At 72.7% G+C, this 22,965-nt stretch carries 24 protein-coding genes; 21 read left to right on the top strand and 3 right to left on the bottom strand.

Features of this window, described 5'->3' with window-relative positions:
- The first annotated feature begins 15 nt into the window (after positions 1 to 15).
- The 12 genes from AMK21_RS28370 (at position 16) to AMK21_RS28315 (ending at position 12,311) form a co-directional block, all read left to right on the top strand.
- Entirely contained in the window at positions 16 to 642 is a 627-nt protein-coding gene (locus tag AMK21_RS28370; protein ID WP_073882025.1) for an NUDIX domain-containing protein, read from the top strand.
- Between the two features lie 186 nt (positions 643 to 828).
- Positions 829 to 2,973 carry a tetratricopeptide repeat protein gene (locus tag AMK21_RS28365; protein WP_073882024.1) on the top strand — a complete coding sequence of 715 codons (2,145 nt, stop codon included), beginning with the start codon at positions 829 to 831 and terminating at the stop codon, positions 2,971 to 2,973.
- A 143-nt stretch (positions 2,974 to 3,116) separates the two neighbouring features.
- Complete coding sequence (gene ald / locus AMK21_RS28360; protein WP_073882118.1) at positions 3,117 to 4,232, top strand: alanine dehydrogenase; 1,116 nt, start codon at positions 3,117 to 3,119, stop codon at positions 4,230 to 4,232.
- A gap of 368 nt (positions 4,233 to 4,600) precedes the next feature.
- The gene (locus AMK21_RS28355) at positions 4,601 to 5,719 is read left to right on the top strand and encodes a ParA family protein (protein WP_018515503.1); all 1,119 of its coding nucleotides are present in this window, start codon (positions 4,601 to 4,603) and stop codon (positions 5,717 to 5,719) included.
- Complete coding sequence (locus AMK21_RS28350) at positions 5,716 to 6,285, top strand: hypothetical protein (RefSeq protein WP_073882023.1); 570 nt, start codon at positions 5,716 to 5,718, stop codon at positions 6,283 to 6,285. Before AMK21_RS28355 ends, AMK21_RS28350 begins: the two co-directional genes overlap by 4 nt.
- Positions 6,286 to 6,367: 82 nt before the next feature.
- Positions 6,368 to 7,438: a segregation and condensation protein A gene (locus tag AMK21_RS28345; RefSeq protein ID WP_073882022.1), complete on the top strand. Its 1,071-nt coding sequence runs from the start codon at positions 6,368 to 6,370 to the stop codon at positions 7,436 to 7,438.
- On the top strand, positions 7,435 to 8,091 hold the full coding sequence (gene scpB, locus AMK21_RS28340) for an SMC-Scp complex subunit ScpB (RefSeq protein ID WP_073882021.1): 657 nt from the start codon (positions 7,435 to 7,437) through the stop codon (positions 8,089 to 8,091). Before AMK21_RS28345 ends, scpB begins: the two co-directional genes overlap by 4 nt.
- Positions 8,091 to 9,407, top strand: coding sequence for a pseudouridine synthase (locus AMK21_RS28335; RefSeq protein WP_073882020.1), 1,317 nt, complete (start codon positions 8,091 to 8,093; stop codon positions 9,405 to 9,407). The genes scpB and AMK21_RS28335 overlap by 1 nt, the downstream gene beginning before the upstream one ends.
- Positions 9,408 to 9,547: 140 nt before the next feature.
- Complete coding sequence (locus AMK21_RS28330) at positions 9,548 to 9,745, top strand: hypothetical protein (RefSeq protein WP_073882019.1); 198 nt, start codon at positions 9,548 to 9,550, stop codon at positions 9,743 to 9,745.
- Positions 9,742 to 10,506 carry an NUDIX hydrolase gene (locus AMK21_RS28325; protein ID WP_073882018.1) on the top strand — a complete coding sequence of 255 codons (765 nt, stop codon included), beginning with the start codon at positions 9,742 to 9,744 and terminating at the stop codon, positions 10,504 to 10,506. The genes AMK21_RS28330 and AMK21_RS28325 overlap by 4 nt, the downstream gene beginning before the upstream one ends.
- Positions 10,503 to 11,528, top strand: a complete 1,026-nt coding sequence (locus AMK21_RS28320; protein ID WP_073882017.1) for an ADP-ribosylglycohydrolase family protein — start codon at positions 10,503 to 10,505, stop codon at positions 11,526 to 11,528. Before AMK21_RS28325 ends, AMK21_RS28320 begins: the two co-directional genes overlap by 4 nt.
- 3 nt (positions 11,529 to 11,531) lie before the next feature.
- The gene (locus AMK21_RS28315) at positions 11,532 to 12,311 is read left to right on the top strand and encodes a DNA polymerase beta superfamily protein (RefSeq protein WP_073882016.1); all 780 of its coding nucleotides are present in this window, start codon (positions 11,532 to 11,534) and stop codon (positions 12,309 to 12,311) included.
- An 18-nt stretch (positions 12,312 to 12,329) separates the two neighbouring features.
- Here the strand turns inward: AMK21_RS28315 and AMK21_RS28310 are convergent, their stop codons facing one another.
- Positions 12,330 to 13,016, bottom strand: coding sequence for a DNA polymerase beta superfamily protein (locus AMK21_RS28310; protein WP_073882117.1), 687 nt, complete (start codon positions 13,014 to 13,016; stop codon positions 12,330 to 12,332).
- Between the two features lie 353 nt (positions 13,017 to 13,369).
- Between AMK21_RS28310 and AMK21_RS28305 the strand changes: the two genes are divergently transcribed.
- The 7 genes from AMK21_RS28305 to der all read left to right on the top strand — a co-directional run bounded on the left by AMK21_RS28305 (position 13,370) and on the right by der (position 18,939).
- Positions 13,370 to 13,732, top strand: coding sequence for a DUF1304 domain-containing protein (locus tag AMK21_RS28305; RefSeq protein WP_073882015.1), 363 nt, complete (start codon positions 13,370 to 13,372; stop codon positions 13,730 to 13,732).
- A 7-nt stretch (positions 13,733 to 13,739) separates the two neighbouring features.
- The gene (locus tag AMK21_RS28300) at positions 13,740 to 14,342 is read left to right on the top strand and encodes a TetR/AcrR family transcriptional regulator (protein WP_073882014.1); all 603 of its coding nucleotides are present in this window, start codon (positions 13,740 to 13,742) and stop codon (positions 14,340 to 14,342) included.
- 67 nt (positions 14,343 to 14,409) lie between these two features.
- The gene (aroH, locus tag AMK21_RS28295; RefSeq protein ID WP_073882013.1) at positions 14,410 to 14,772 is read left to right on the top strand and encodes a chorismate mutase; all 363 of its coding nucleotides are present in this window, start codon (positions 14,410 to 14,412) and stop codon (positions 14,770 to 14,772) included.
- Positions 14,769 to 15,854: a prephenate dehydrogenase gene (locus tag AMK21_RS28290; RefSeq protein ID WP_073882012.1), complete on the top strand. Its 1,086-nt coding sequence runs from the start codon at positions 14,769 to 14,771 to the stop codon at positions 15,852 to 15,854. The genes aroH and AMK21_RS28290 overlap by 4 nt, the downstream gene beginning before the upstream one ends.
- A 188-nt stretch (positions 15,855 to 16,042) precedes the next feature.
- Positions 16,043 to 16,738: a (d)CMP kinase gene (gene cmk / locus AMK21_RS28285; protein WP_073882011.1), complete on the top strand. Its 696-nt coding sequence runs from the start codon at positions 16,043 to 16,045 to the stop codon at positions 16,736 to 16,738.
- Positions 16,735 to 17,412, top strand: coding sequence for a lysophospholipid acyltransferase family protein (locus tag AMK21_RS28280; protein ID WP_073882010.1), 678 nt, complete (start codon positions 16,735 to 16,737; stop codon positions 17,410 to 17,412). Before cmk ends, AMK21_RS28280 begins: the two co-directional genes overlap by 4 nt.
- Before the next feature lie 57 nt (positions 17,413 to 17,469).
- Complete coding sequence (gene der, locus AMK21_RS28275) at positions 17,470 to 18,939, top strand: ribosome biogenesis GTPase Der (protein ID WP_073882009.1); 1,470 nt, start codon at positions 17,470 to 17,472, stop codon at positions 18,937 to 18,939.
- A 65-nt stretch (positions 18,940 to 19,004) separates the two neighbouring features.
- On the opposite strand, the gene AMK21_RS28270 is transcribed toward der, so the two are convergent.
- Positions 19,005 to 19,337 carry a hypothetical protein gene (locus AMK21_RS28270; protein ID WP_073882008.1) on the bottom strand — a complete coding sequence of 111 codons (333 nt, stop codon included), beginning with the start codon at positions 19,335 to 19,337 and terminating at the stop codon, positions 19,005 to 19,007.
- A 137-nt stretch (positions 19,338 to 19,474) separates the two neighbouring features.
- Positions 19,475 to 20,257 carry a hypothetical protein gene (locus AMK21_RS28265; RefSeq protein WP_073882007.1) on the bottom strand — a complete coding sequence of 261 codons (783 nt, stop codon included), beginning with the start codon at positions 20,255 to 20,257 and terminating at the stop codon, positions 19,475 to 19,477.
- Between the two features lie 566 nt (positions 20,258 to 20,823).
- Between AMK21_RS28265 and AMK21_RS28260 the strand changes: the two genes are divergently transcribed.
- The gene (locus tag AMK21_RS28260; RefSeq protein WP_073882006.1) at positions 20,824 to 22,107 is read left to right on the top strand and encodes a glycosyltransferase family 4 protein; all 1,284 of its coding nucleotides are present in this window, start codon (positions 20,824 to 20,826) and stop codon (positions 22,105 to 22,107) included.
- Entirely contained in the window at positions 22,104 to 22,925 is an 822-nt protein-coding gene (locus AMK21_RS28255; RefSeq protein ID WP_073882005.1) for a transferase, read from the top strand. The genes AMK21_RS28260 and AMK21_RS28255 overlap by 4 nt, the downstream gene beginning before the upstream one ends.
- Positions 22,926 to 22,965 lie beyond the last annotated feature (40 nt).

Here is a 22,965-nt window from a genome sequence, read left to right as displayed (position 1 = left end):
ACGTGGGAGGACGCAATGGGTATCCAGGACACGCCCGAGGAGTGGCAGGTCACCGCGACCGTCACCCCCTTCACCGGCAACAAGACCAGCGTCCGCACCGACCAGGTGGTCATGCCAGACGGCTCCGTCCACGGGCGTGACTACCAGGTCCACCCCGGCTCCGTCGCGATCCTCGCTGTCGACGAGGACGACCAGGTGCTCGTCGTACGCCAGTACCGCCACCCGGTCCGCCAGCGGCTCTGGGAGATCCCCGCCGGACTGCTGGACGTCCCCGGTGAGAACCCCCTGCACGCCGCCCAGCGCGAGCTGTACGAGGAGGCACACGTCAAGGCCGAGGACTGGCGGGTGCTGGCCGACCTCTACACCACGCCCGGCGGCTGCGACGAGGCCGTACGGATCTTCCTCGCCCGCGGGCTCTCCGACGTGGAGGGCGAGCGGTTCGCGGTCTCCGAGGAGGAGGCCGACATGGAGCAGGCCCGCATCCCGCTGCCCGAGCTGGTGCGGTCGGTGATCGCGGGGGACCTGCACAACAACTGCCTGGTCGTCGGGGCGCTCGCGCTCACCGCCGTCCTCGCGGGCGACGGCGTCGACTCGCTCCGCCCGGCCGAGGCGCCCTGGCCGGCCCGCCCGTTCGAGGCCTGACGGTCCGTCCGTCGCTTCTCCCCGGCACCCCGATCGGATGATCGTAAGAAATGCTGATCCGATCGGGGGAAGTTCCCTCGGGCTCCGCCCCGCTCCGCAGTGATCCACACCACCGCTGAACTACGCTCGAAAGGCCCCGACCGGAGTTCCGGCGGGCACCGCGTGCAGCGAAGTGGAGCGTGGCTCGTGACCGATCAGGCGGTGGACACCAGCGGCCCGGCGGAGACTGCGGGGACCGAGGAGCCGTCCGGCGCCGCCCCGCCCCGATTCTTCGGCCGGGAACGCGAGTTGAAGGCCCTGCGGGCGGACATCGAACGCGCCGGACTGGACACCCTGGCCGGCCGCAAGACCCCCCGCGCCCGGGTCCTCCTCATCGCGGGCCGCCCCGGCTCCGGCCGCAGCGCGCTGGCCGCCGAACTCGCGGGCTCCCTCACCGGTACGGGCACGGCCCCGGCCGACGCGTCCGGACCCGGAACCGGAACGGGCTCCCTGCCCTGGGCCGTTCCCGGTACGGGCTCCGGCGACTACCCCGACGGGGTGCTCCGGGTCGGCCTCACCGAACCCGGCGGCGAGCGGGTCCCCACCGAACGCACCGCCGCCGAGATCCTGGACCTGCTCGGCCTCGCCGTCCCGCCCGGCGCCGACCAGGACGAGCTCTCCGAGATGGTCCGCGAGGCCCTCGCCGTACGCCGGCTCGTCCTGCTCCTCGACGACGCGGCCGACGCCGAACAGGTCGACCCGCTGCTCCCGGAGAACCCGGACTGCCTGGTCGTGGCCGTCGCGACCGGCCCGCTGACCGGCATCCCCGACGTCCGGCCCTGCACCCTCGGCGGCCTGGAGGCGGGCGCCGCCGTCCAGTTGCTGTCCCGCGCCATCGGCCAGGTCCGCATCACCGTCGACCCGCGCACCGCCGAGAGCCTGGCCGAGGAGTGCGGGGGGCAGCCCGCCGCGCTCGCCCTGATCGGCGGCTGGCTCGCCGCCCACCCCATGGCCTCCGTCGCCGACGTCACCAAGCAGCTCCACGAACTCCCCGACGCCGGCGACCAGCAGCCCACCGGCGCCCGTCCCCTGGCCCGCGCCTTCCGCCTCGTCCACGACTCCCTGCCGTCGGCCGCCGCCCGGATACTGCGCCTCCTCGCCCTCGCGCCCGCCGGGCTCGCCGACGCCCACACGGCCTCCGCGCTGGCCGGCTGCTCGGTCTCGGCCGCCGAGAAGACCCTGGACGACTTCGTACGGCTCGGGCTGCTGCGGACGGACGGCGCCGCCCACCCGCAGTACGGCGTGCCCGGCTGCCTCGCCCCGATGCTGCGGGCCCTCCTGGAGGACCGGGACCGCCCGGCCGAGATCCAACTCGCCCGCGCCCGGATGCTGGAGCGGACCGTGCGCCGGCTCCAGGCCTGCCGGGCGGTCACCGAGGCGGAGGGGACCACCGCCCACCGCAAGCTCGCCGGGCTGCCCCGCTCCCTGCGCTTCCCCAGCGCCGAGGAGGCGGGCGTCTGGCTCCTGCTGCGCCAGCCCGCCCTGCTCGCCTCGGCCCGGCTCGCGGTGGCCGACGGCGAGCTCGACACCCTGGCCCGCCGACTGGTCGCCGCCCTGGTGCGGGCGCTCGCCGTGCACCGGGGCACCGAGGCCGCCGCCCCCGAGCTGTACGGGCTGCACGGCCTGGTCCTGGACGTGGCCGAACGCCGCAACCTCCCCCGCGAACAGGCGGCGGCCCTGCTGAACCTCGCCGACCTGGACGCCCGCACCGGCCGCCCCCGGGACGCCCTGACCCGCTACCGGGCCGCCCTGGACGCCGGACGGGCGGCCGGCGACCTGTACGCGACGGGCCGCGCGATGGAATCCGTAGGCAGTACGTACGCCGAGCTCGGCGACTACCACCGGGCCTCCGACTGGTACGGCCGGGCGCTCGCCCAGCGCCTCACCCAGGGGGAGCGGGCGGATGAGGCACGCCTCTACGGACGGCTCGGCGCCGTCCACAGCTACGCCGGGCGGTACGGCGAGGCGCTGCGGAACTGGCGGGCCGCCGCAGCGGGCCACCGCAGGCTCGGCGACCTGGCGGCCCAGGCGCGGGCGCTCAGCGAGGCGGCGCGGGTGCAGGAGTACGCCGGGCGGCCGCACGACTCGCTGCACACCTGCCGGGAGGCGGCCGAGCTGGCCCGTCGCGCCGACGACGTGCGGCTTCAGGCGGCGCTTCAGCTCCGGCTGGCCGACACCCTGGACCGGCTCGGTGACCCGGCGGCGGCCCGGCTGCACCGGGCCGCCGCCGACAGATTGCTGGGCGCGAAGGGTTCTGCCTACGAAATCCGCAGTGCTTCGACAGAAAGTTAATGCTTTGTAAGGCTAGACAGCGCGAAGTCCTTCATTAGACTGGCTCTGCCGCGTTCCTCCGTGGCGTCTCCATTTATGCTGTATGTGTCCGGGTCTGTTCTGTCGTGCCCGGATTACCCTCCGAGCCAAGGACCGTGATCGACGTGAAGGTCGGCATCCCCCGCGAAGTCAAGAACAACGAGTTCCGGGTGGCGATCACCCCCGCCGGAGTGCATGAGCTCGTCCGTCACGGCCACCAGGTCGTCATCGAGAAGGGCGCCGGCGTCGGCTCGTCCATCCCGGACCAGGAGTACGTCGCCGCCGGCGCGCAGATCCTGGACACCGCAGACGAGGTCTGGGCCACCGCCGACCTGCTGCTCAAGGTCAAGGAGCCGGTCGCCGAGGAGTACCACCGCCTCCGCAAGGACCAGACCCTCTTCACCTACCTGCACCTCGCCGCCTCGCGCGAGTGCACCGACGCGCTGCTGGCCTCCGGCACCACCGCCATCGCCTACGAGACGGTCGAGACCGCCAACCGCGCGCTCCCGCTGCTCGCCCCGATGTCCGAGGTCGCGGGCCGCCTCGCCCCGCAGGTCGGCGCGTACCACCTGATGCGCTCGGTCGGCGGCCGCGGGGTGCTCCCCGGCGGCGTCCCCGGCACAGCGGCCGGCCGTGCCGTCGTCATCGGCGGCGGTGTCTCCGGCTGGAACGCCACACAGATCGCCGTGGGCCTCGGCTTCCACGTCACGCTGCTCGACCGTGACATCAACAAGCTGCGCGAGGCCGACAGGATCTTCGGCACGAAGGTGCAGACCGTCGTCTCCAACGCCTTCGAGCTGGAGAAGGCCGTCGTCGAGGCCGACCTCGTCATCGGCGCCGTCCTGATCCCCGGAGCCAAGGCCCCGAAGCTGGTCACCAACGAGCTCGTCGCCAAGATGAAGCCCGGAAGTGTACTTGTCGACATTGCAATCGACCAGGGCGGCTGCTTCGAGGACTCGCACCCGACCACCCACGCCGAGCCGACCTTCCAGGTCCACGACTCGGTCTTCTACTGCGTCGCCAACATGCCCGGCGCGGTGCCGAACACCTCCACCTACGCGCTCACCAACGCCACGCTGCCGTACATCGTGGAGCTGGCGAACCGCGGCTGGGCCGACGCCCTGCGCCGCGATGCCGCCCTGGCCAAGGGCCTCAACACCCATGAGGGCCAGGTCGTTTACCGCGAGGTGGCCGAGGCGCACGGTCTCCCGCACGTCGAGCTGAGCGCTCTGCTCGGCTGACGGGTCAACACCTCCCGTCAACATCGGGACTCCGGCCGGACCTTGCCGAGCAAGGTCCGGCCGGAGGTGTATCGGGCCCCGTGAGGCCCTTGTGCAACTCGCCTCGAACGTAACCCTTTACCCGTTTCGTGTAGCGGCGAAATGTGCGGCTTGGTCGCTGTGCACCCTTGACAGCGAGGCGTTCGATTGCCGACACATCGGGCCGGGTCCGGCGGATTGTGTTGCTGCGGACCGGTGACACGCCATAGAGTCGCCAATCGTCGGCATGGTGCCACGCTGACCTATCGATAAGTTTCCTGGTCACGTCCAAGGAGGTAAGACGACTTGTGAATGAGTCGACAATTACTCCCGGGGGTGGTCAACCAGGGATGCCCGCACGGGGTCTGAGCCCGATCGGGCTCGAAGCTGTCGGCTCCGTCGCTGTCCGCACCTTCACCACCCAACAGCACATGACGACAGCCCCCCAGATGATGGACGGCCTACACGTGAACGCCACGGCCGGCAACGAGAGTGGCCGGAACACCGACCGCTTCGCCGACTTCGCCGAGGTGCCCGAGGGGCACTTCTACGACCCCGACGCCGAGTACGAGCCCGATCCGGAGTACGCGGCCACGCTCGCGCCCGACGCCGCACGCCAGCGCCGCGAGCGCATCGGCCCGACCGGACGGCCCCTGCCGTACTTCCCGATCCCGGGCCCCCTGACCGACCACGGCCCCGCGAAGATCATCGCGATGTGCAACCAGAAGGGCGGCGTCGGCAAGACCACGTCGACCATCAACCTGGGTGCCGCGCTCGCCGAGTACGGACGCCGCGTCCTGCTCGTCGACTTCGACCCGCAGGGCGCCCTCTCGGTCGGCCTCGGGGTCAACCCGATGGAGCTCGACCTCACCGTCTACAACCTGCTCATGGAGCGGGGCATGGCGGCCGACGAGGTCCTGCTCAAGACCGCCGTCCCCAACATGGACCTGCTGCCGAGCAACATCGACCTCTCGGCCGCCGAGGTGCAGCTCGTCAGCGAGGTGGCCCGCGAGTCCACGCTCCAGCGTGCCCTGAAGCCGCTGATGGCCGACTACGACTACATCGTGATCGACTGTCAGCCCTCGCTCGGCCTGCTCACCGTGAACGCCCTGACGGCCGCTCACAAGGTCATAGTGCCGCTGGAGTGCGAGTTCTTCGCGCTGCGCGGGGTGGCGCTGCTCACCGAGACCATCGAGAAGGTCCAGGAGCGGCTCAACCCCGAGCTGGAGCTCGACGGCATCCTCGCCACCATGTACGACTCCCGTACGGTGCACAGCCGTGAGGTCCTGGCGCGCGTCGTCGAGGCCTTCGACGAGCACGTCTACCACACGGTCATCGGGCGCACGGTCCGCTTCCCGGAGACCACGGTCGCCGGTGAGCCCATCACCACGTACGCCTCCAACTCGGTCGGTGCCGCCGCCTATCGCCAGCTCGCCAGGGAGGTGCTCGCCCGGTGTCACGCCGAGTGAGTCTGCCGGGGGCCGACGAACTGTTCCGTACGACCGGGGGAGGGATGGGCCTCCAGTCCTCCTCCCCGGCGGACCGGCGACGCAAGGCGAACGGCGAGCCCCGGGTGCCCGCACCGGCCGGGGAGAGCGACCCCTCGGGCCAGGGCGGCGCTCCCGCCGAGAGCCGTGAGGAGCACGCCTCAGCCGACGCGGAGGACTCGCGTGGCCGGGGCGGCGGGGGCGACCGCCAGGCCGCCGCTGCCTCCGCCCCGCCGTCCGGCGACCGGTCGGCCTCCGCCGCCCCGGCGGAGCAGTCCCCGGCCGTCCAGCAGCAGCGCAGGCGCGGCGGTGGACGCGGAGCCAACCGGCGTCCCAGCGGCCGCGAACGCCACGACGAGAAGATCACGGTCTACGTCTCCGCCGAGGAGCTGATGGACCTGGAACACGCCCGGCTCGTCCTGCGCGGCGAACACGGCCTCGCCGTCGACCGCGGCCGCATCGTCCGTGAGGCGGTGGCGGTGGTCCTCGCCGACCTGGAGTCCCGGGGCGACGCGAGCATCCTCGTGCGGCGGCTGCGCGGCCGCTGACCGGCGCCGCGCCGGTAGCCTGCCGGGTGGGGCCCGCCGACCGGCGGGGCCCGTCCGCGCCCCGCACCACCTCTGGACCACCATGCCCCCGCCCCACGACCCCGCCGCCCCGCGCCGCCGTGCCCTGGGGCGGGGCCCGGGGGCGGTGACGGCGCCCGCGGAGGCTCCCGCGAGGGCGGAGGAGGCGGCTCCCGAGCCTGAGGGGGAGCGAGGAGCCGTTCCCGTACCGGAAGTGGAGCCGGAGCCGGTACAGGCCCAGCCTGAGCCCGTACGGGGGCCGGAGGACCTGCCTGAGCCGGAGCCCGGAGAAGCGCAGGAAGTCCCCGACGGCAAGCGCTTCACCGTCCGGCTGGTGAACTTCGAGGGCCCCTTCGACCTCCTCCTCCAGCTGATCTCCCGGCACAAGCTGGACGTGACCGAGGTCGCGCTCTCGAAGGTCACCGACGAGTTCATGGCGTACATCCGCGCCATGGGCCCGGACTGGGACCTCGACCAGACCACCGAGTTCCTCGTCGTCGCCGCCACCCTGCTGGACCTGAAGGCCGCCCGGCTGCTGCCCGCCGCCGAGGTGGAGGACGAGGCGGACCTGGCGCTCCTGGAGGCGCGGGACCTGCTCTTCGCGCGGCTGCTCCAGTACCGCGCGTACAAGCAGATCGCTGACATCTTCAGCGGCCGCCTGGAGTCCGAGGCCCGCCGCCACCCCCGTACCGTCGGCCTGGAGGACCAGCACGCCGAGCTGCTGCCCGAGGTCGTCATCAGTATCGGGCCCGACGGGTTCGCCAAGCTCGCGGTCAAGGCGATGCAGCCGAAGCCGAAGCCCCAGGTGTACGTCGACCACATCCATGCCCCGCTGGTCAGCGTGCGGGAGCAGGCGGGCATCGTGGTGGAGCGGCTGCGCGAGGCCGGGGCGGCGGTGAGTTTCCGCACGCTCACCGAGGACGCCCCCGACACCCTCACCGTGGTCGCCCGCTTCCTGGCCCTGCTGGAGCTGTACCGGGAGAAGGCCGTCACCCTGGACCAGGACGAGGCGCTGGGCGACCTGATGGTGGCCTGGTGCGGCGGGGCGGACGCGGAGCCGGTGGTGGCGGACGAGTTCGACCAGGAGATCCAGGATCGGAGCGGGGCCGTCGAGGAGGAGGACGTACGGGAATGATGGACCAGCCGACCCAGGTGGACGGCGGGAGCGCCGTCGCCTCGCTCGACCTGAAGCCCGCCCTGGAGGCGGTCCTCATGGTCGTCGACGAGCCCGCCACCGTGGACCAGCTGGCCAAGGTGCTCCAGCGGCCCCGCAGAGCCGTGGCGGACGCGCTGCGGGAGCTGGCCGACGAGTACACCGTGCAGCGGCGGGGCTTCGACCTGCGGCTGGTGGCGGGCGGCTGGCGGTTCTACACCCGCCCCGAGTACGCGGCGGCCGTCGAGGGCTTCGTCCTGGACGGCCAGCACGCCCGGCTGACCCAGGCCGCGCTGGAGACCCTGGCGGTGGTCGCCTACCGCCAGCCGGTGAGCCGTTCGCGGGTCTCGGCGGTGCGCGGAGTCAACTGCGACGGCGTCATGCGGACCCTCCTCCAGAGGGGCCTGGTGGCCGAGGCGGGCGCGGAACCCGAAACAGGTGCGATCCTGTACAGGACGACGAACTACTTTCTGGAGCGAATGGGCCTGCGCGGCCTGGACGAGCTCCCGGAACTCGCGCCCTTCCTCCCCGAGGCGGACGCGATCGAGGCTGAGACGCTAGAGGGTGTGCCGTCGTTCGATCCGGACGCACCGGACACCCCGGATACTCACGCAGACGACAAGACGGAATTTTGATGCGAAGCAGTGGCAGGAACAGCGGAAGCGGCAGCGGCCGGAGCGGCGGCGGCGCGGGCAGTGGCGGCCGCAGCGGCGGCGGCTCCTTCCGCCAGGGCCAGGGCGGCGGCGGCCAGGGCGGCCGTCCCGGCGGCCAGGGCGGCGGCGGACGCGGCGGCAGCGGCCAGGGCGGGCGGCCCGGAGCCTCGGGCGGTCGTCCCGGCGGCCAGGGCGGACGCGGCGGCGGCCAGGGCGGTCGTCCCGGCGGTCAGGGCGGGCGTCCCCAGGACGGGCGTACCAGCTACCAGGGCGGACGGGACGAGGACCAGCGCCCCCGCCGTCCCCGCCCCGAGGAGCGCCGCTACGACGTCGGCAACGACGCCCCCGGCGCCCGCGCCGAGCAGGACGGCCCCCGCAAGGGTCGCGGCGCGGCGGCCCGCGGCGGCGCCAAGGGCGGTCCGAAGCCCGCACAGGGCGGCGGCCGCACCGGCGGTTTCCGTCGCGCCGCCCCCTCGCGCCCCCGCGAGCTGGACGCCAAGATCGAGCAGCGCAACCGCGACCGGTACGCCGACAAGCCCGAGATCAACCTCCCCAAGACCCACCCGGGCGCCGAGGAGGAAGGCGAGCGGCTGCAGAAGGTCCTCGCCCGGGCCGGCATGGGCTCGCGCCGGGCGTGCGAGGAGCTGATCGAGCAGGCCCGCGTCGAGGTCAACGGCGAGATCGTCGTCGAGCAGGGCAAGCGCGTCGATGTGCACAAGGACGAGATCAAGGTCGACGGCCTGACCGTCGCCGCCCAGTCCTACCTGTTCTTCGCGCTGAACAAGCCCGCGGGCGTCGTCTCCTCGATGGAGGACCCGGACGGCCGCCAGTGTCTCGGCGACTACGTGACCAACCGCGAGACGCGGCTGTTCCACGTCGGCCGTCTCGACACCGAGACGGAGGGCATCATTATGCTCACCAACCACGGCGAGCTGGCCCACCGCCTCACGCACCCGAAGTACGGCGTGAAGAAGACCTACCTGGCCGCCATCCAGGGCCCCCTGCCGCGCGACCTCGGCAAGCGGCTCAAGGACGGCATCCAGCTGGAGGACGGCTACGCCCGCGCCGACCACTTCCGCGTGGTCGAGAACACCGGCAAGAACTACCTGGTCGAGGTGACCCTCCACGAGGGTCGCAAGCACATCGTGCGCCGGATGCTGGCCGAGGCCGGCTTCCCGGTCGAGCGCCTCGTACGGACGTCCTTCGGACCGATCCCGCTCGGCGACCAGAAGTCCGGCTGGCTGCGCCGCCTCACCAACACCGAGGTCGGCATGCTGATGCGCGAGGTCGGCCTCTGACAGCTCGTCCTCCACCAGCTCTTCCCCAGGCCCGCGGCCGGTATCTGTTCGAAAAATTCGCACAGATACCGGCCGCGGGCCTTTTGCCACCCTCGCCGATCCTTTATAGTCAGAATGACTATTAAAGAGGAGGTGGGCCCGTGAGCCTCGCGGACGTACTGGATCCCCTGCGTCAGCCCCTGGTGACCGTCTTGGAGGCTCCGGTCGTCCGCACCGCCCAGGACCACTGCGAACGGCTGACCGTGCTGGTCTGCGCCGCCTCCGTGGAGTCCGTTCCGCTCGACGAACTCCTCGCCACCGGCTGGGACTTCACCGCCCCGCTCCCGGAGAAGCGATGAGCACCGGCGTACCCGAGGGGTACGACCCGCACGCCTTCCCGCCGTTCGCGGTCACCGTCGACCTCGCGGTCTTCACCGTCCGGGACGGGGCGCTGCACGTGCTGCTGGTGGAACGCGGCCAGGACCCGTTCCGGGGGCGCTGGGCGCTTCCGGGCGGCTTCGTCCTCCCCCGCGAGTCCGCCGACGAGGCCGCTCGCCGCGAGCTCGCCGAGGAGACCGGCCTCGGCCCGGACGCCGTGGGCGCCCTCCATTTGGAACAACTGCGCACCTACGCCGACCCGGACCGCGACCCGAGGATGCGGGTCGTCTCCGTCGCGTACGCGGCCCTCCTGCCGGACCTGCCCGAACCGCGCGGCGGCGGCGACGCGGCCAGCGCGAAGTGGTGGGACGCCGCCTCCACCGGCCCGCTGGCCTTCGACCACGACCGCATCCTCACCGACGCCCGCGGCCGGATCGGCGCCAAGCTCGAATACACCTGCCTGGCCACCGAGTTCTGCCCCGCCGAGTTCACCCTCGGCGAGCTCCAGCAGGTCTACGAGACGGTGTGGGGCGTCGAGCTGGACCGCCCCAACTTCCGGCGCAAGGTCCTGAACGTGCCGGGCTTCGTCCAGCCGGTCGACGGCCCGCCGCGCCGCACGGGCGGCCGGGGCAAACCTGCCGCGCTGTACCGGGCGGGCGGAACCACGACCCTGCACCCGCCCCTGCTGCGCCCGCCGCCCACAGAACCACCCCTCTCGCGCCCGGAAGGACGAACGCCATGACCACGGCCACCCGAAGACTCACCAAGCAGGCGGCCACCGGCTCGCTCACCGGGCTCGCGCTCGGTGACGCGCTGGGCTTCCCGACCGAGTTCAACGACGTGCCCGCCATCCTCGCCAAGTGCGGCCCCTGGCGGCACATGGACCTGCCGACGCCCGCCATCGTCACCGACGACACCCAGATGACGATCGCGCTGGGCCGGGGCATCCGCACCGCCATGGACAGCGGACTGCTCACCCCGGAGCGGCTGGTGGACCCCGTACGCAGGGAGTTCATCGCCTGGTACCACGCGCCGGAGAACAACCGTGCCCCCGGCAACACCTGCCTCACCGCCTGCCGCATGCTGGAGTTCAGCCCGGTCTGGCAGGAGGCGAGCCAGACGCGCTCCAAGGGGTGCGGCGCCAATATGCGGGTCGCCCCCGTCGGCCTCGTCCCCGGCCTGAGCGACGAGCAGCGCGCCGGTGCCGCCCAGCTCCAGGCCGCCCTCACCCATGGCCACCCGACCGCCCTGGCCGCCTCCGACCTGACCGCCCGCGCGGTCTTCCTGCTCGCCCAGGGCGCCGAACCGCTCGGCCTGATCGGCCGGCTGCGCAGCTACGCGTACGAGAACAGCGGCCGCTATCACACCCGTTGGCTCGGCGACCTGTGGCGCCACGCCGGGGACACCTCGCCCGAGGCGTTCATCAGCCGCGGCTGGGACGAGTGCCAGAGCGCGCTGGCCGCCCTCCAGGACGCCCTGCGCGACCCGTCGCCGGAGACCGACCCGTGCGAGCGCACCGGCGACGGCTGGATCGCCGAGGAGGCCCTCGCCACGGCCCTGCACTGCTTCCTGCTCTTCCCCGAGGACCCGCTCACCGCCCTGCGCCGAGCCGCCTGCACGCGGGGCGACTCCGACTCGATCGCCTGCCTGGCGGGCGCCTTCGCCGGAGCCCACCTGGGCGCGGGGGCCTGGCCCAAGGAGTGGTCGGAGCGCATCGAGTACCGGAGCGACCTTCTCTCCCTGGCGGCGCTCTGGGACGCTTGAGCGATGAGCACCCCACCCCTCACCCTGGCGCGGGCCGGTCTGCCGGTCGCCGACCTGCGCCCGGACCTCGCCCACGCCCCCGGCCCGCTGGTCTTCGCCACGGTCTCCGGTGCCCACCTCTACGGCTTCCCCTCCCGGGACTCGGACGTGGACCTGCGGGGGGTCCACGTCCTGCCCGCCGAGGACCTGGTGGGGCTGCACGAGCCGGAGGAGACCCGGACCCGGATGTGGGAGCGGGACGGGATCGAGATGGACCTCGTCACCCACGACCTGCGGAAGTTCGTCCGCCTGATGCTCCGGCCGAACGGCTATGTCCTGGAGCAGCTGCTCTCCCCGCTGGTGGTGCACACCAGCGGCCTCCACACCGAACTGGCCGCCCTCGTCCCCGGCGTACTGACCCGCAACCACGCCCACCACTACCGGGGCTTCGCGGGCACGCAGTGGAGGCTGTACGCGAAGACCGGTGAGCTCAAACCGCTGCTCTACACCTTCCGCGCCCTGCTCACCGGCATCCACCTGATGCGCGGCGGGGACCTGCTGGCCCATCTGCCGACGCTGCTCGACGAGGTCGACGCCCCCGCGTACCTGCCCGGCCTGATCGAGGCGAAGGCGGAGGCCGAGCACGCGGCGGCGACGGACCTGGACGGGGGTGCGGTGGCCCGGGACATCGAGGAGCTGCACCGCGTCCTGGACGAGGCTCAGGAAGGCTCCCGGCTGCCGGAGGCCGGGACGGCTCTGGAGGACCTGCACGACCTCGTCGTACGGGCGAGGCTTGTGCCCTGACGGCGGGTCTCCCGACCTCTAGGCCGACGCCCGCCGGGTCCGTACCAGGAAGTCCTCCACCGCCGCCCGGTCCGGTCCGGGCGGCAGCGGGGAGGCGTCCGCCGCCGCGTCGTTCTCCTCGGCCAGGCGGTTCATCCGGCGCTCCACCTCCGGCCAGGGCACCTCGCCCCGCTTCACCGCCAGCAGCTCCTCGCGCGCGTCGCCGACGTCGATGTGCAGCTCGCCGGTGCGCAGCAGGTCCCGGCCGCTCGCCAGCAGCCGCAGCAGGTGCATCGCGTGCTTCCAGCGGGGCTCCCCGTACTGCCGTACGTCGGCCTCCAGCTTCTTCCGCTGGCCCAGTGCGTAGCGGACGAACGTGGCGTGGGCCAGGCGGGAGAGGAACGCCCCGCGCAGCTCCAGCAGTTCGCGGCCGGTGTCGTCCACGTACTCCACCAGCGGGGAGTGCAGGCACTCCAGCACGTTCGGGTTGGCCCGCAGCGCCAGCTCGCAGAAGCGCTCCACCTCCCAGGAGAACTGCTCGGGAGCGGGGCCCTCGATGTGCGCCGGGGGTTTCGTGAGGCGCCAGAACAGCGGGGTGGGGGCCACGAACACGCCCCGCCGGTCGGTGTCGCTGTCCTCCGTCGCCAGACCGAACGCGCGTGAACCCATGACACACGCGTAAACCGTGTGGTCGCGTACGAGAGCCTCGTCGGCTGCGGTGATCATGGCGGCGAGGGTACGGGGGTGGCGGGCCGACCCGCCCCCGAATTCCGGCCGCCCGGCTCGCTCGGCCGGCAGCGGGCGGGGCGCCGGGCCGGCCTCGACCGCCGCGTCCGTGATGGAGGACCTGCTGCACCCGGCACCACCATGGCCAGCACGGATCACCCTCTTCACGCCTCGACGACTGGAGAGCCCATGGACGCACGGCGAAGGGCGTTCTGACCGCGGGCGCGGCGGGCGCCGCCGCCCTGGTGACCGGCTGCGGATCGTCCGGCGAGCGCGCAGGTGAGGCAACCGGGCTGGCCGAAGACTTTTCCTGTACAGTCGTCCAGGAAATTGCCCCCTGGGAGGCTGACGCCATGCACATCGCAGCTCAGGTCCTGGTCGCGCTCGTCGCGCTGATCCACGCCTACTTCCTCGTCCTGGAGATGTTCCTCTGGGACACCGACCGCGGCCGCAAGGCCTTCGGTACGACTCCCGCCTTCTCCCGTGAGAGCGCCACCCTCGCCGCCAACCAGGGCCTCTACAACGGGTTCATGGCCGCCGGACTGGTCTGGAGCCTGCTCGCCGCCGACCCCGTCGCCCTCCAGGCGCAGGTCTTCTTCCTGAGCTGCCTGATCGTCGCCGGGGTCTACGGGGCCGTCACCGTGAGCCGGAAGATCCTCTACGTCCAGGCCGTGCCGTCCGCGCTCGCCCTCGGCGCTGTCCTGCTCGCCGGGTGAGCCTCCGTTGCCGCCCGCAGTGACCGACGGCAGCGCCGACCCCCGTACCGCACGCACCCGGGCCAAGCTCCGCACCGCCCTGCTCGCCGCCTGCGAGCACCGGCCACTCGAACAGGTCAGCGTGGCGCAGGTGGCCCGCGGGGCCGGCGTCGGGCGCGCCACCTTCTACCTCCACTACGACGACCTGCACGCCCTCGCGGTGGACGCCTGCGCCGAGGCCGTCACCGAAGCCGTCGACGCCCTGCACGCCTGGGACGGCGCGCCGCCCGGCCCGGATGCGCCCCCGGCCCCGCTCGCCGCCCTCCTCGCGTCCGTCCACACCCGGGCCCCCGTCTACCGCAGCCTCCTGCGCGAGGGCGGCGGCGGGCCGCTCGGCGAGCTGCTCCACCGGGAGCTGCGGCAGCGCAGCCTCGGCGAGCTGCGCGCCCGCCGCCCGGCGGACACCGGACACGACCTCACCGCGAGCGCCGTCGCCGGGATCTTCACCGGGGCCCTCGCCGACTGGGTGCACGGGCAGGTCACCGCGACGCCCGAGCAACTCGCCGGCCGGATCTGGCGCATGCTCCTCGCCGTCCACGCCACCGCCCGTCTCACGGAGAGAGCGCGATGACCGGGCCCGGCGCCACCCCTCTAGGGTGATCGGGAGCGGGCTGACATGAACGAACAAGGAGTACGACGTGGCGGTACGAGCGGTCCGAGGAGCCGTCCAGCTGGAGCGGGACGAGGCCGGGCACATGGACGAGCGGGTCGGTGAGCTGCTCACAGCCGTCCTGGAACGCAACGAGCTGGTCGCCGACGACCTGATCAGTATCTGGTTCACCGCCACCCCGGACCTGCACAGCGACTTCCCGGCCGCCGCCGCGCGCGGCCTCGGGATCGTCGACGTACCCCTGATCTGCGCTCAGGAGCTGAACATCGAGGGCGCCATGCCCCGCGTCGTCCGCCTCCTCGCCCACGTCGAGACGTATCTCTCGCGGGCGGAGATCAGTCACGTCTACCTCGGTGCCACCGCCGCCCTGCGCAAGGACATCGCCCAGTGAGAACCGCCCTCGTCATCGGAACCGGGCTCGTCGGCACCTCCGCCGCCCTCGCGCTCTCCGGCCGCTCCGTCCGCGTCCACCTCGTCGACCACGATCCCGAGTCGGCCCGCACCGCCGCCGCGCTCGGCGCCGGTACGGACGAGCCGCCCGCCGGCCGGGTCGACCTCGCGGTCATCGCCGTACCGCCCGCCCACACCGCCACCGTCCTGGCCCGGGCCATGCGTGACGGGGTGGCCCGGGGCTACCTGGACGTCGCCAGCGTCAAGGGCGGCCCGCGCCGCGAGCTGGAGGCGATGGGCCTCGACCTCACCCCGTACATCGGTACGCACCCGATGGCGGGCAAGGAGCGCTCGGGGCCGCTCGCCGCCACCGGTGACCTCTTCGAGGGGCGCCCCTGGGTCCTCACCCCCACCCGGGACACCGACACCGAGGTCCTCAACCTCGCCCTGGAGCTGGTCGCCCTCTGCCGGGCCGTCCCGGTGGTGATGGACGCCGACGCCCACGACCGGGCCGTCGCCCTCGTCTCGCACACCCCGCAGCTGATCTCCTCCATGGTGGCCGCGCGGCTGGAGGAGGCCGACGAGACCGCCGTACGCCTGTGCGGACAGGGCATCCGTGATGTGACCCGGATCGCCGCCTCGGACCCCCGGATGTGGGTGGAGATCCTCTCCGCCAACCCCGGGCCGGTCGCCGAGGTGCTGGCCGGGGTCGCCGCCGACCTGGAGGAGACCGTGACCGCGCTGCGCGGCCTGCACTCCGCCGACGAGGAGAAGCGACGCGCGGGCACCGACGCCATCGAGGACGTCCTGCGCCGCGGCAACGCGGGCCGCGTCCGGGTCCCCGGCAAGCACGGCGCCGCCCCCGCCGCCTACGAGACCGTGGCCGTCCTCATCGGCGACAAGCCGGGCGAGCTGGCAACGATCTTCGCCGACGCCGGCCGGGCCGGGGTCAACATCGAGGACGTCCGCATCGAGCACGCCACCGGGCAGCAGGCGGGCCTGGTCCAGCTCATGGTCGAACCGAGCGCGGCCCCTGTGCTCGCCGCGGCCCTGACAGAGCGCGGCTGGTCGGTCCGCAGCTGAGCCCGGTAGGGGCCGGCTCGCGGCACCACCCCCGTACGGGGACAGCACCGCCCCCGTACGGGGACAGCACCGCCCCCGTACGGGGACCGAGCCTCGCCCGTACGGGGTACAAGGGCACGCCCGGCACTCGGTAACCTGGTACAAGGCCGCCCCCACGCCTGTCCGTCCCCACCCCGTGTACCAGGAAGGTGTCCACCACCGTGGAAACCGCAAGCTCCGCCGTGATCGTCGCCATCGACGGGCCTTCGGGTACCGGAAAGTCGAGCACCTCCAAGGCCGTCGCCGCCAAGCTCGGCCTGAGCTACCTGGACACGGGCGCGCAGTACAGGGCCATCACCTGGTGGATGCTGACCAACGGCATCGACGTGGACAGCCCCGCCGAGATCGCGACCGCGGCCGCCAAGCCCGTGATCATCTCTGGCACCGACCCGACCGGCCCGACGATCACCGTCGACGGCGAGGACGCCTCAGGCCCGATCCGCACCCAGGAGGTCACCTCCAAGGTCAGCGCCGTCAGCGCGGTCCCCGAGGTGCGCACGATCATCACCGAGCTCCAGCGCTCCATCGCCGCAGGCGCCGTGGGCGGCATCGTCGTCGAGGGCCGGGACATCGGCACCACCGTGCTGCCCGACGCCGACCTCAAGATCTTCCTCACCGCCTCCCCGGAGGCCCGCGCCGCCCGCCGCAGCGGTGAGGTCAAGGGCTCCGACCTCGCCGCCACCCGCGAGGCCCTGATCAAGAGGGACGCTGCCGACTCCGGCCGTAAGACCTCCCCCCTCGCCAAGGCGGACGACGCGGTCGAGGTGGACACCACCGAGCTGACCCTCCAGCAGGTCATCGAGTGCGTCGTCACCCTCGTCGAGGAGAAGCGGACCGCCGCGTGAGTGACGCCACGGGGGCGCCCACTCCGCGCGGAGCCGCGGTCGGGCGAGGGATCGGCATCGGCCTGATGTACGGGCTGTGGAAGCCGCGCGTGCTCGGCGCGTGGCGCGTGCCCGCCGCCGGACCCGTCATACTCGCGGTGAACCACTCCCACAACATCGACGGACCGATGCTGATGGGGACCGCGCCCCGGCCGGTGCACTTCCTCATCAAGAAAGAGGCGTTCGTCGGCCCCCTCGACCCGTTCCTGCACGGGATCGGCCAGATCGAGGTGGACCGTACGACCGTCGACCGCACCGCCATCGGCCACGCGCTGGGCGTCCTGGCGGACGGCGGGGCGCTCGGGATCTTCCCGGAGGGCACCCGGGGCGAGGGCGACTTCGCCTCGCTGCGGGCCGGACTCGCGTACTTCGCGGTACGGGGCGGGGCGCCCATCGTCCCCGTCGCGGTCCTGGGAAGCACGGAGCGCCGCGGACGGTTGATACGGGGGCTGCCCCCGCTGCGCAGCCGGGTCGACGTCGTCTTCGGTGACGCGTTCGACGCGAGCGCCGGCGACGGGCGGCGCACCCGCAAGGCGCTGGACGAGGCGACCCTGCGGATCCAGGCGAAGCTCACCGCCCACCTGGAAAGTGCCAAGCGCCTCACCGGGCGATGGGCCAGACTTGACCTGACTTGAGTAGTGGACAGCGCTGATCGCGGTCCATCGATGATGATGCAAAGAGGAACGGACTTCATGAACGACCAGATTCACTCCGACGGCTCGGACCACGAGCACGGAGAACTTGGCGATGCCGAGTACGCGGAGTTCATGGAGCTCGCCGCGCAGGAGGGCTTCGACCCCGAGGAGGTCGAGGGCGCCCTCGGTGAGGCCGGTCACGGCCCGCTCCCCGTGCTCGCCATCGTCGGCCGCCCCAATGTCGGCAAGTCGACCCTGGTGAACCGGATCATCGGCCGCCGTGAGGCCGTCGTGCAGGACAAGCCCGGCGTCACCCGCGACCGCGTCAGCTACGAGGCCGAGTGGGCGGGCCGCCGCTTCAAGGTCATGGACACCGGCGGCTGGGAGCAGGACGTGCTGGGCCTCGACGCCTCCGTCGCCGCCCAGGCCGAGTACGCCATCGAGACGGCCGACGCCGTCGTCTTCGTGGTCGACGCGACCGTCGGCGCCACCGACACCGACGAGGCCGTCGTCAAGCTGCTGCGCCGGGCCGGCAAGCCCGTCGTGCTCTGCGCCAACAAGGTCGACGGCCAGAGCGGCGAGGCCGACGCCACCGCCCTGTGGTCGCTCGGCCTCGGCGAGCCCTACCCGGTCTCCTCGCTGCACGGCCGCGGCACCGGCGACATGCTGGACGCGGTCCTCGAAGCCCTCCCGGACGCCCCGGAGCAGAAGTTCGGCACCGCGCTCGGCGGTCCCCGCCGCATCGCGCTGATCGGCCGTCCGAACGTCGGCAAGTCCTCCCTGCTGAACAAGGTCGCGGGCGAGGACCGGGTCGTCGTCAACGAGCAGGCCGGCACCACCCGCGACCCGGTCGACGAGCTGATCAAGCTCGGCGGCATCACCTGGAAGTTCATCGACACGGCCGGCATCCGCCGCCGCGTCCACCTCCAGGAGGGCGCGGACTACTACGCCTCGCTCCGTACGGCCGCCGCCGTGGAGAAGGCCGAGGTCGCCGTCGTCCTGATCGACTCCAGCGAGTCCATCAGCGTCCAGGACCAGCGGATCATCACCATGGCCGTGGACGCCGGGCGCGCCCTGGTCGTCGCCTTCAACAAGTGGGACACCCTCGACGAGGAGCGCCGCTACTACCTGGAGCGCGAGATCGAGACGGAGCTCGCGCAGATCGCCTGGGCCCCCCGCGTCAACGTCTCGGCCCTCACCGGCCGGCACATGGAGAAGCTCGTCCCGGCGATCGAGACCGCGATCGAGGGCTGGGAGACCCGCGTCCCCACCGGCCGGCTGAACGCCTTCCTCGGTGAGATCGTCGCCTCCCACCCGCACCCGATCCGGGGCGGCAAGCAGCCGCGCATCCTGTTCGGCACCCAGGCGGGCACCAAGCCGCCGCGGTTCGTCCTCTTCGCCTCCGGCTTCCTGGAGCACGGCTACCGTCGCTTCGTCGAGCGTCGGCTGCGTGAGGAGTTCGGCTTCGAGGGCACCCCGATCCACATCTCGGTCCGCGTCCGCGAGAAGCGCGGCCGCAACAAGTAGCACCGACGGGTACGTGAGAGGCCCGGCACCCCACGGGGGGTGCCGGGCCTCTCACGTACCCGCTCTCAGGACTCCCGCGCCCCGGGCGGGAGCGCCGCCGGCCGGGGACGTCCGGCGTGCCGACCGACCCGCTGCCAGGAGCCGAGGGTCCCGGTGTGCTGGCTCTGGACGCTGCCGCCGGTCCCGGCGTGGCGGCTCTGACCGGCCGGGGTGGGGTGACCGCCGCCCAGCGGGGCCCTGGAGGCGAACAGCCCGGCGCCGAAGGCCGGGAAGCGGAGGTTCTCCTCACCGCTCCGGTCACCCGGCAACGCCCGGAACGAGCGGCGGTACTCGGAGTACAGCGCGTCGTAGATCGGGGTGGCGGACGTGCCCACCGATGGCTCCTGCGAGGGACGCATGGCAGGAATCTGGCTCTGGTACTGGCGGGAGGGGTCGTATGAGTGCACGTAGGTGCCAACGACGTCATCGCCCGTCGGATGCGGTCCCGCCGGAGAAATCGCTGTTCGGCCGGGGTGCCCGAGCGGGGCGGACATGATCAGGTCCCGGCCAGCGGCATGGACGCGGCGACCAGGACCCCGTTGACCGCGGCCTTCTCCAGGGCGTCCCGGAGCAGGTCCTCGCGCGGCTGCTGGCCGATGGTGCCGGCCGGTGCGGCGAAGACGAGGACCGTCTGCGACTTGTTGACCGCGGCCCGCCAGCCGTCGGTCACCTGGAGCGGCTGGTGGGCCTGCCACCAGGCGACCGGGTTGCCGCCGCCGGAGCCCGGCTGCAGCACGGCGTGCAGCTGGCCCACGGCGAGGAGCACCGACCAGCCGGGCAGCACCTCCGGCAGCCGGTTCAGGTCGGGGGCCGGGTGGAAGCCCTGCTCCAGCAGCAGCTGGAGGAACTCGTCGCCCCCGCTGCCGTCGGTGCCGGGCCGGGCGACCGGTCCGGTCGGTTCGACGACCAGGGCCGGGCGGACATCGTCCTCGATGAGAACGAGTCCGCTGGTGATGCCGAGGACGGCCTGTTCGGGCATGCGTCCCTCCGTGTTCTTCTGCTCGCTGCCGGTGATACTGCGCACCGCGCCCTGGAGCTGGTCCTCCGCGACCTTGACGACCTGCGAGGGGATGCACGTCGCGTGGGCGAACGCGAGTACGGCGGTCTCGTCCCCGATGAACAGCACCGTGCTGGTGCGTTCCTGGTCGGAGTCGCCGGGAGTGCGGCAGGAGGTGCAGTCGTAACTGCCGGGAGTGTCGTCGCCGACGAGCAGCCGGTCGGCTTCGTCGTCGCCGATCTCGGCGCGTACGTCCTGGCTGACGTCGAGCATGCGCGGCACGGGTGGCTCCTCGAACTCGGTGCGTGGGCCGGGGGGTTCCCGGCTCATGAAGAGACAACGCGGGATCCGTGGCCGGGGTCACGCACCGGCGGGGACGGAAGTGAGGACCGCGTCGACAGATCGCTACATCAAGGAGTCGACCGCCATGTCCCGAAAGCCGGGAAGCCGGGAAGCCGGGATGCCGGGATGCCGGGAAGCCGGGATGCCGGGAAGCCGGGGGCCGGGATATCCGCCGGTAGTTTTCGCCGGACGCAGGCAACCCGTCCGCCTTTCCTTACGTCAAGCACGGAGGGAAGCGTCGCTGAAAGGAGTGACGGGCAGGCGGCCGGACGGTGAACCGGTCGCCACCGACGTATGCGTCGGATTCCGGGCGCCGACGGTGGAGCGGATTCACGGCTTCCGTAAAGCTGCTGGTCAGCCACGGTTCCGGCGGTGCGGCGGGGGTATTCGGACACCGCGACGCATTCCCCGGCGGAATCCAGCCGGATTCCGGACACATTCCGGGGGTGAACCGCCGGGACGTACAGTCGCAAGAGACGGCCAGACCAGGGGGAAACGGCGGCGCCATGCATATTTCATTTCTTCTGCACAATGCGTACGGCATCGGGGGGACGATCCGCACCACCTTCACCCTCGCCCGCACCCTCGCCGCACAGCACGACGTCGAGATCGTCTCCGTCTTCCGGCACCGCGAGGCCCCCGCGTTCGGCGCGCCCGACGGTGTGACCCTGCGCCACCTCGTCGACACGCGGAAGAAGAGCGCGACGTACGACGGTGACGACCCCGAACACGCCCGGCCCGCAACGGTGTTCCCGCGCGGCGACAGCCGGCACAAGCAGTACAGCAAGCTCACCGACGCCCGGATCGCCGCCCATCTCCAAGGGCTCGAAGCCGATGTCGTCGTCGGCACCCGGCCCGGCCTCAACGTCCACATCAGCAGGCAGACCCGCCGCGGCCCGGTGCGCGTCGGGCAGGAGCACCTCACGCTCGACAACCACGGCTACCGCCTGCGGCGCGAGATCGCCCACCGCTACACGCTGCTGGACGCCGTCACCACCGTCACCCGCGCCGACGCCGAGGACTACCGCAGCCGGATGAAGCTGCCCGGCGTACGGATCGAGGCCATCCCCAACGCCGTCCCCGAGCCCGCCTGTCCGCCCGCGGGCGGCGACCTGAAGTGGGTCGTCGCGGCCGGCCGGCTGCACCGGGTCAAACGCTACGACCTGCTGGTACGGGCCTTCGCCCAGGTCGCCGCGGTCCGCCCCGACTGGCGGCTGCGGATCTACGGCGGCGCAGACGCCTCCGGCGACGAACAGACCACGCTGCGCGCGCTCATCGACCAACTGGACCTGCACAACCATGTGTTCCTGATGGGCTCCGCCACGCCCCTGGAGGCCGAGTGGCCCAAGGGGTCGATCGCCGCCGTCACTTCGGACCGCGAGTCCTTCGGCATGACCATCGTCGAGGCGATGCGCGGCGGACTGCCGGTCGTGGCCACCGACTGCCCGCACGGACCGGCCGAGATCATCGAGGACGGCACCGACGGCCGTCTCGTGCCGGTGGGCGACACCGACGCGATCGCCGCCGCGCTGCTCCAGCTGATCGAGGACGACGGCCTGCGCCACCGGATGGGCCGCGCCGCGCTGGCCGCGTCGGAACGCTTCGACCCGGCGCGGATCGCGGAGCGCCACGAGCGTCTGTTCACCGAACTGATCGCCCAGGGCGCCCGAGGCCGGGGCCACGGCCCCCTGCGCACCGCGCTGCACCGCACCCGGGGAACCGTGCTCGACGGGGCGTACGCACTGCGCTACAAGGCCGCCGACGTGCTCCGCAAGGGGAGGACCGCATGACCGCCACTGCCACCGCCACCGTCCGCGCCGACTGCGCCGCCGATCCGGCCGGAGCGCTCACCTTCGACCTGGCCGCCGCCCCTGCCCCCGGCCCCGAGGCCGTGCTGCTCCTGCGGCGCAGGGGAGCGGCGGGCACCACGGTCCGGCTCCCGCTGACCAGCACCGCTCCCGGGCGGCTGCGGGCGGTGCTGCCGCCCTCCGCCGACGTGCCCGAGGGGCGCTGGGACGCGTACGTGGAGGAGCCAGGCTCCGAGCACCCCCGTACCGTCCTCCCGGGGCTGCGGGATCTGCGCGCCCTCGTCGACCGTACCCCCGACACCGGAACCGCCACCGTCCGATCCCGGGTCCCCTACCCCACCCTCGACGGCCGCCTCGCCCTGCGCTGCTGGGTCCGGGCCCCACACGCCGAGGGCGGCGCCATCCGCGTCGGCCCGTCCGGCATGAGCGCCGAGGGCGAGCTCTACGGGATCGAGGCGGGGGAGGGGGCCGTGGTGGAGGCCCGGCTGCCGGGAGAGCCCGCCCGGGTCCACCGGGTGCCGCTCACCGCCTCCGGGCAGCCGGGCGTCGGCTTCGCCTTCACCCTGCCCTACGCTCCGCTGGCCGGCGGGCCCGTCACCGAGGAGCAGCTCTGGCGGCTGTGGCTGATCCCCTCGGCCGGCGCGAAGGCGGTCAGGATCTCCCGCATCCTCGACGACGTCTGGTCCCGGGAGAAGACCTTCGTCTACCCGAGCCGCCGGGTGGCGGACGGCGTCCTCGCCACCCCCTGCTACACCGCGGCGAACGACCTCTGCGTTCGGCTGGTACCCGGGACCGCCTGATCCGCTCGCGGACAGGGGCTGTCCGCAAGCCCTGGCAGAC

The sequence above is a fragment of the Streptomyces sp. CB00316 genome (genome assembly GCF_001905595.1).
Lineage (GTDB): Bacteria > Actinomycetota > Actinomycetes > Streptomycetales > Streptomycetaceae > Streptomyces.
Note: the sequence above shows the minus strand (reverse complement) of the source record. Positions and strands in the feature narration are given on the sequence as shown.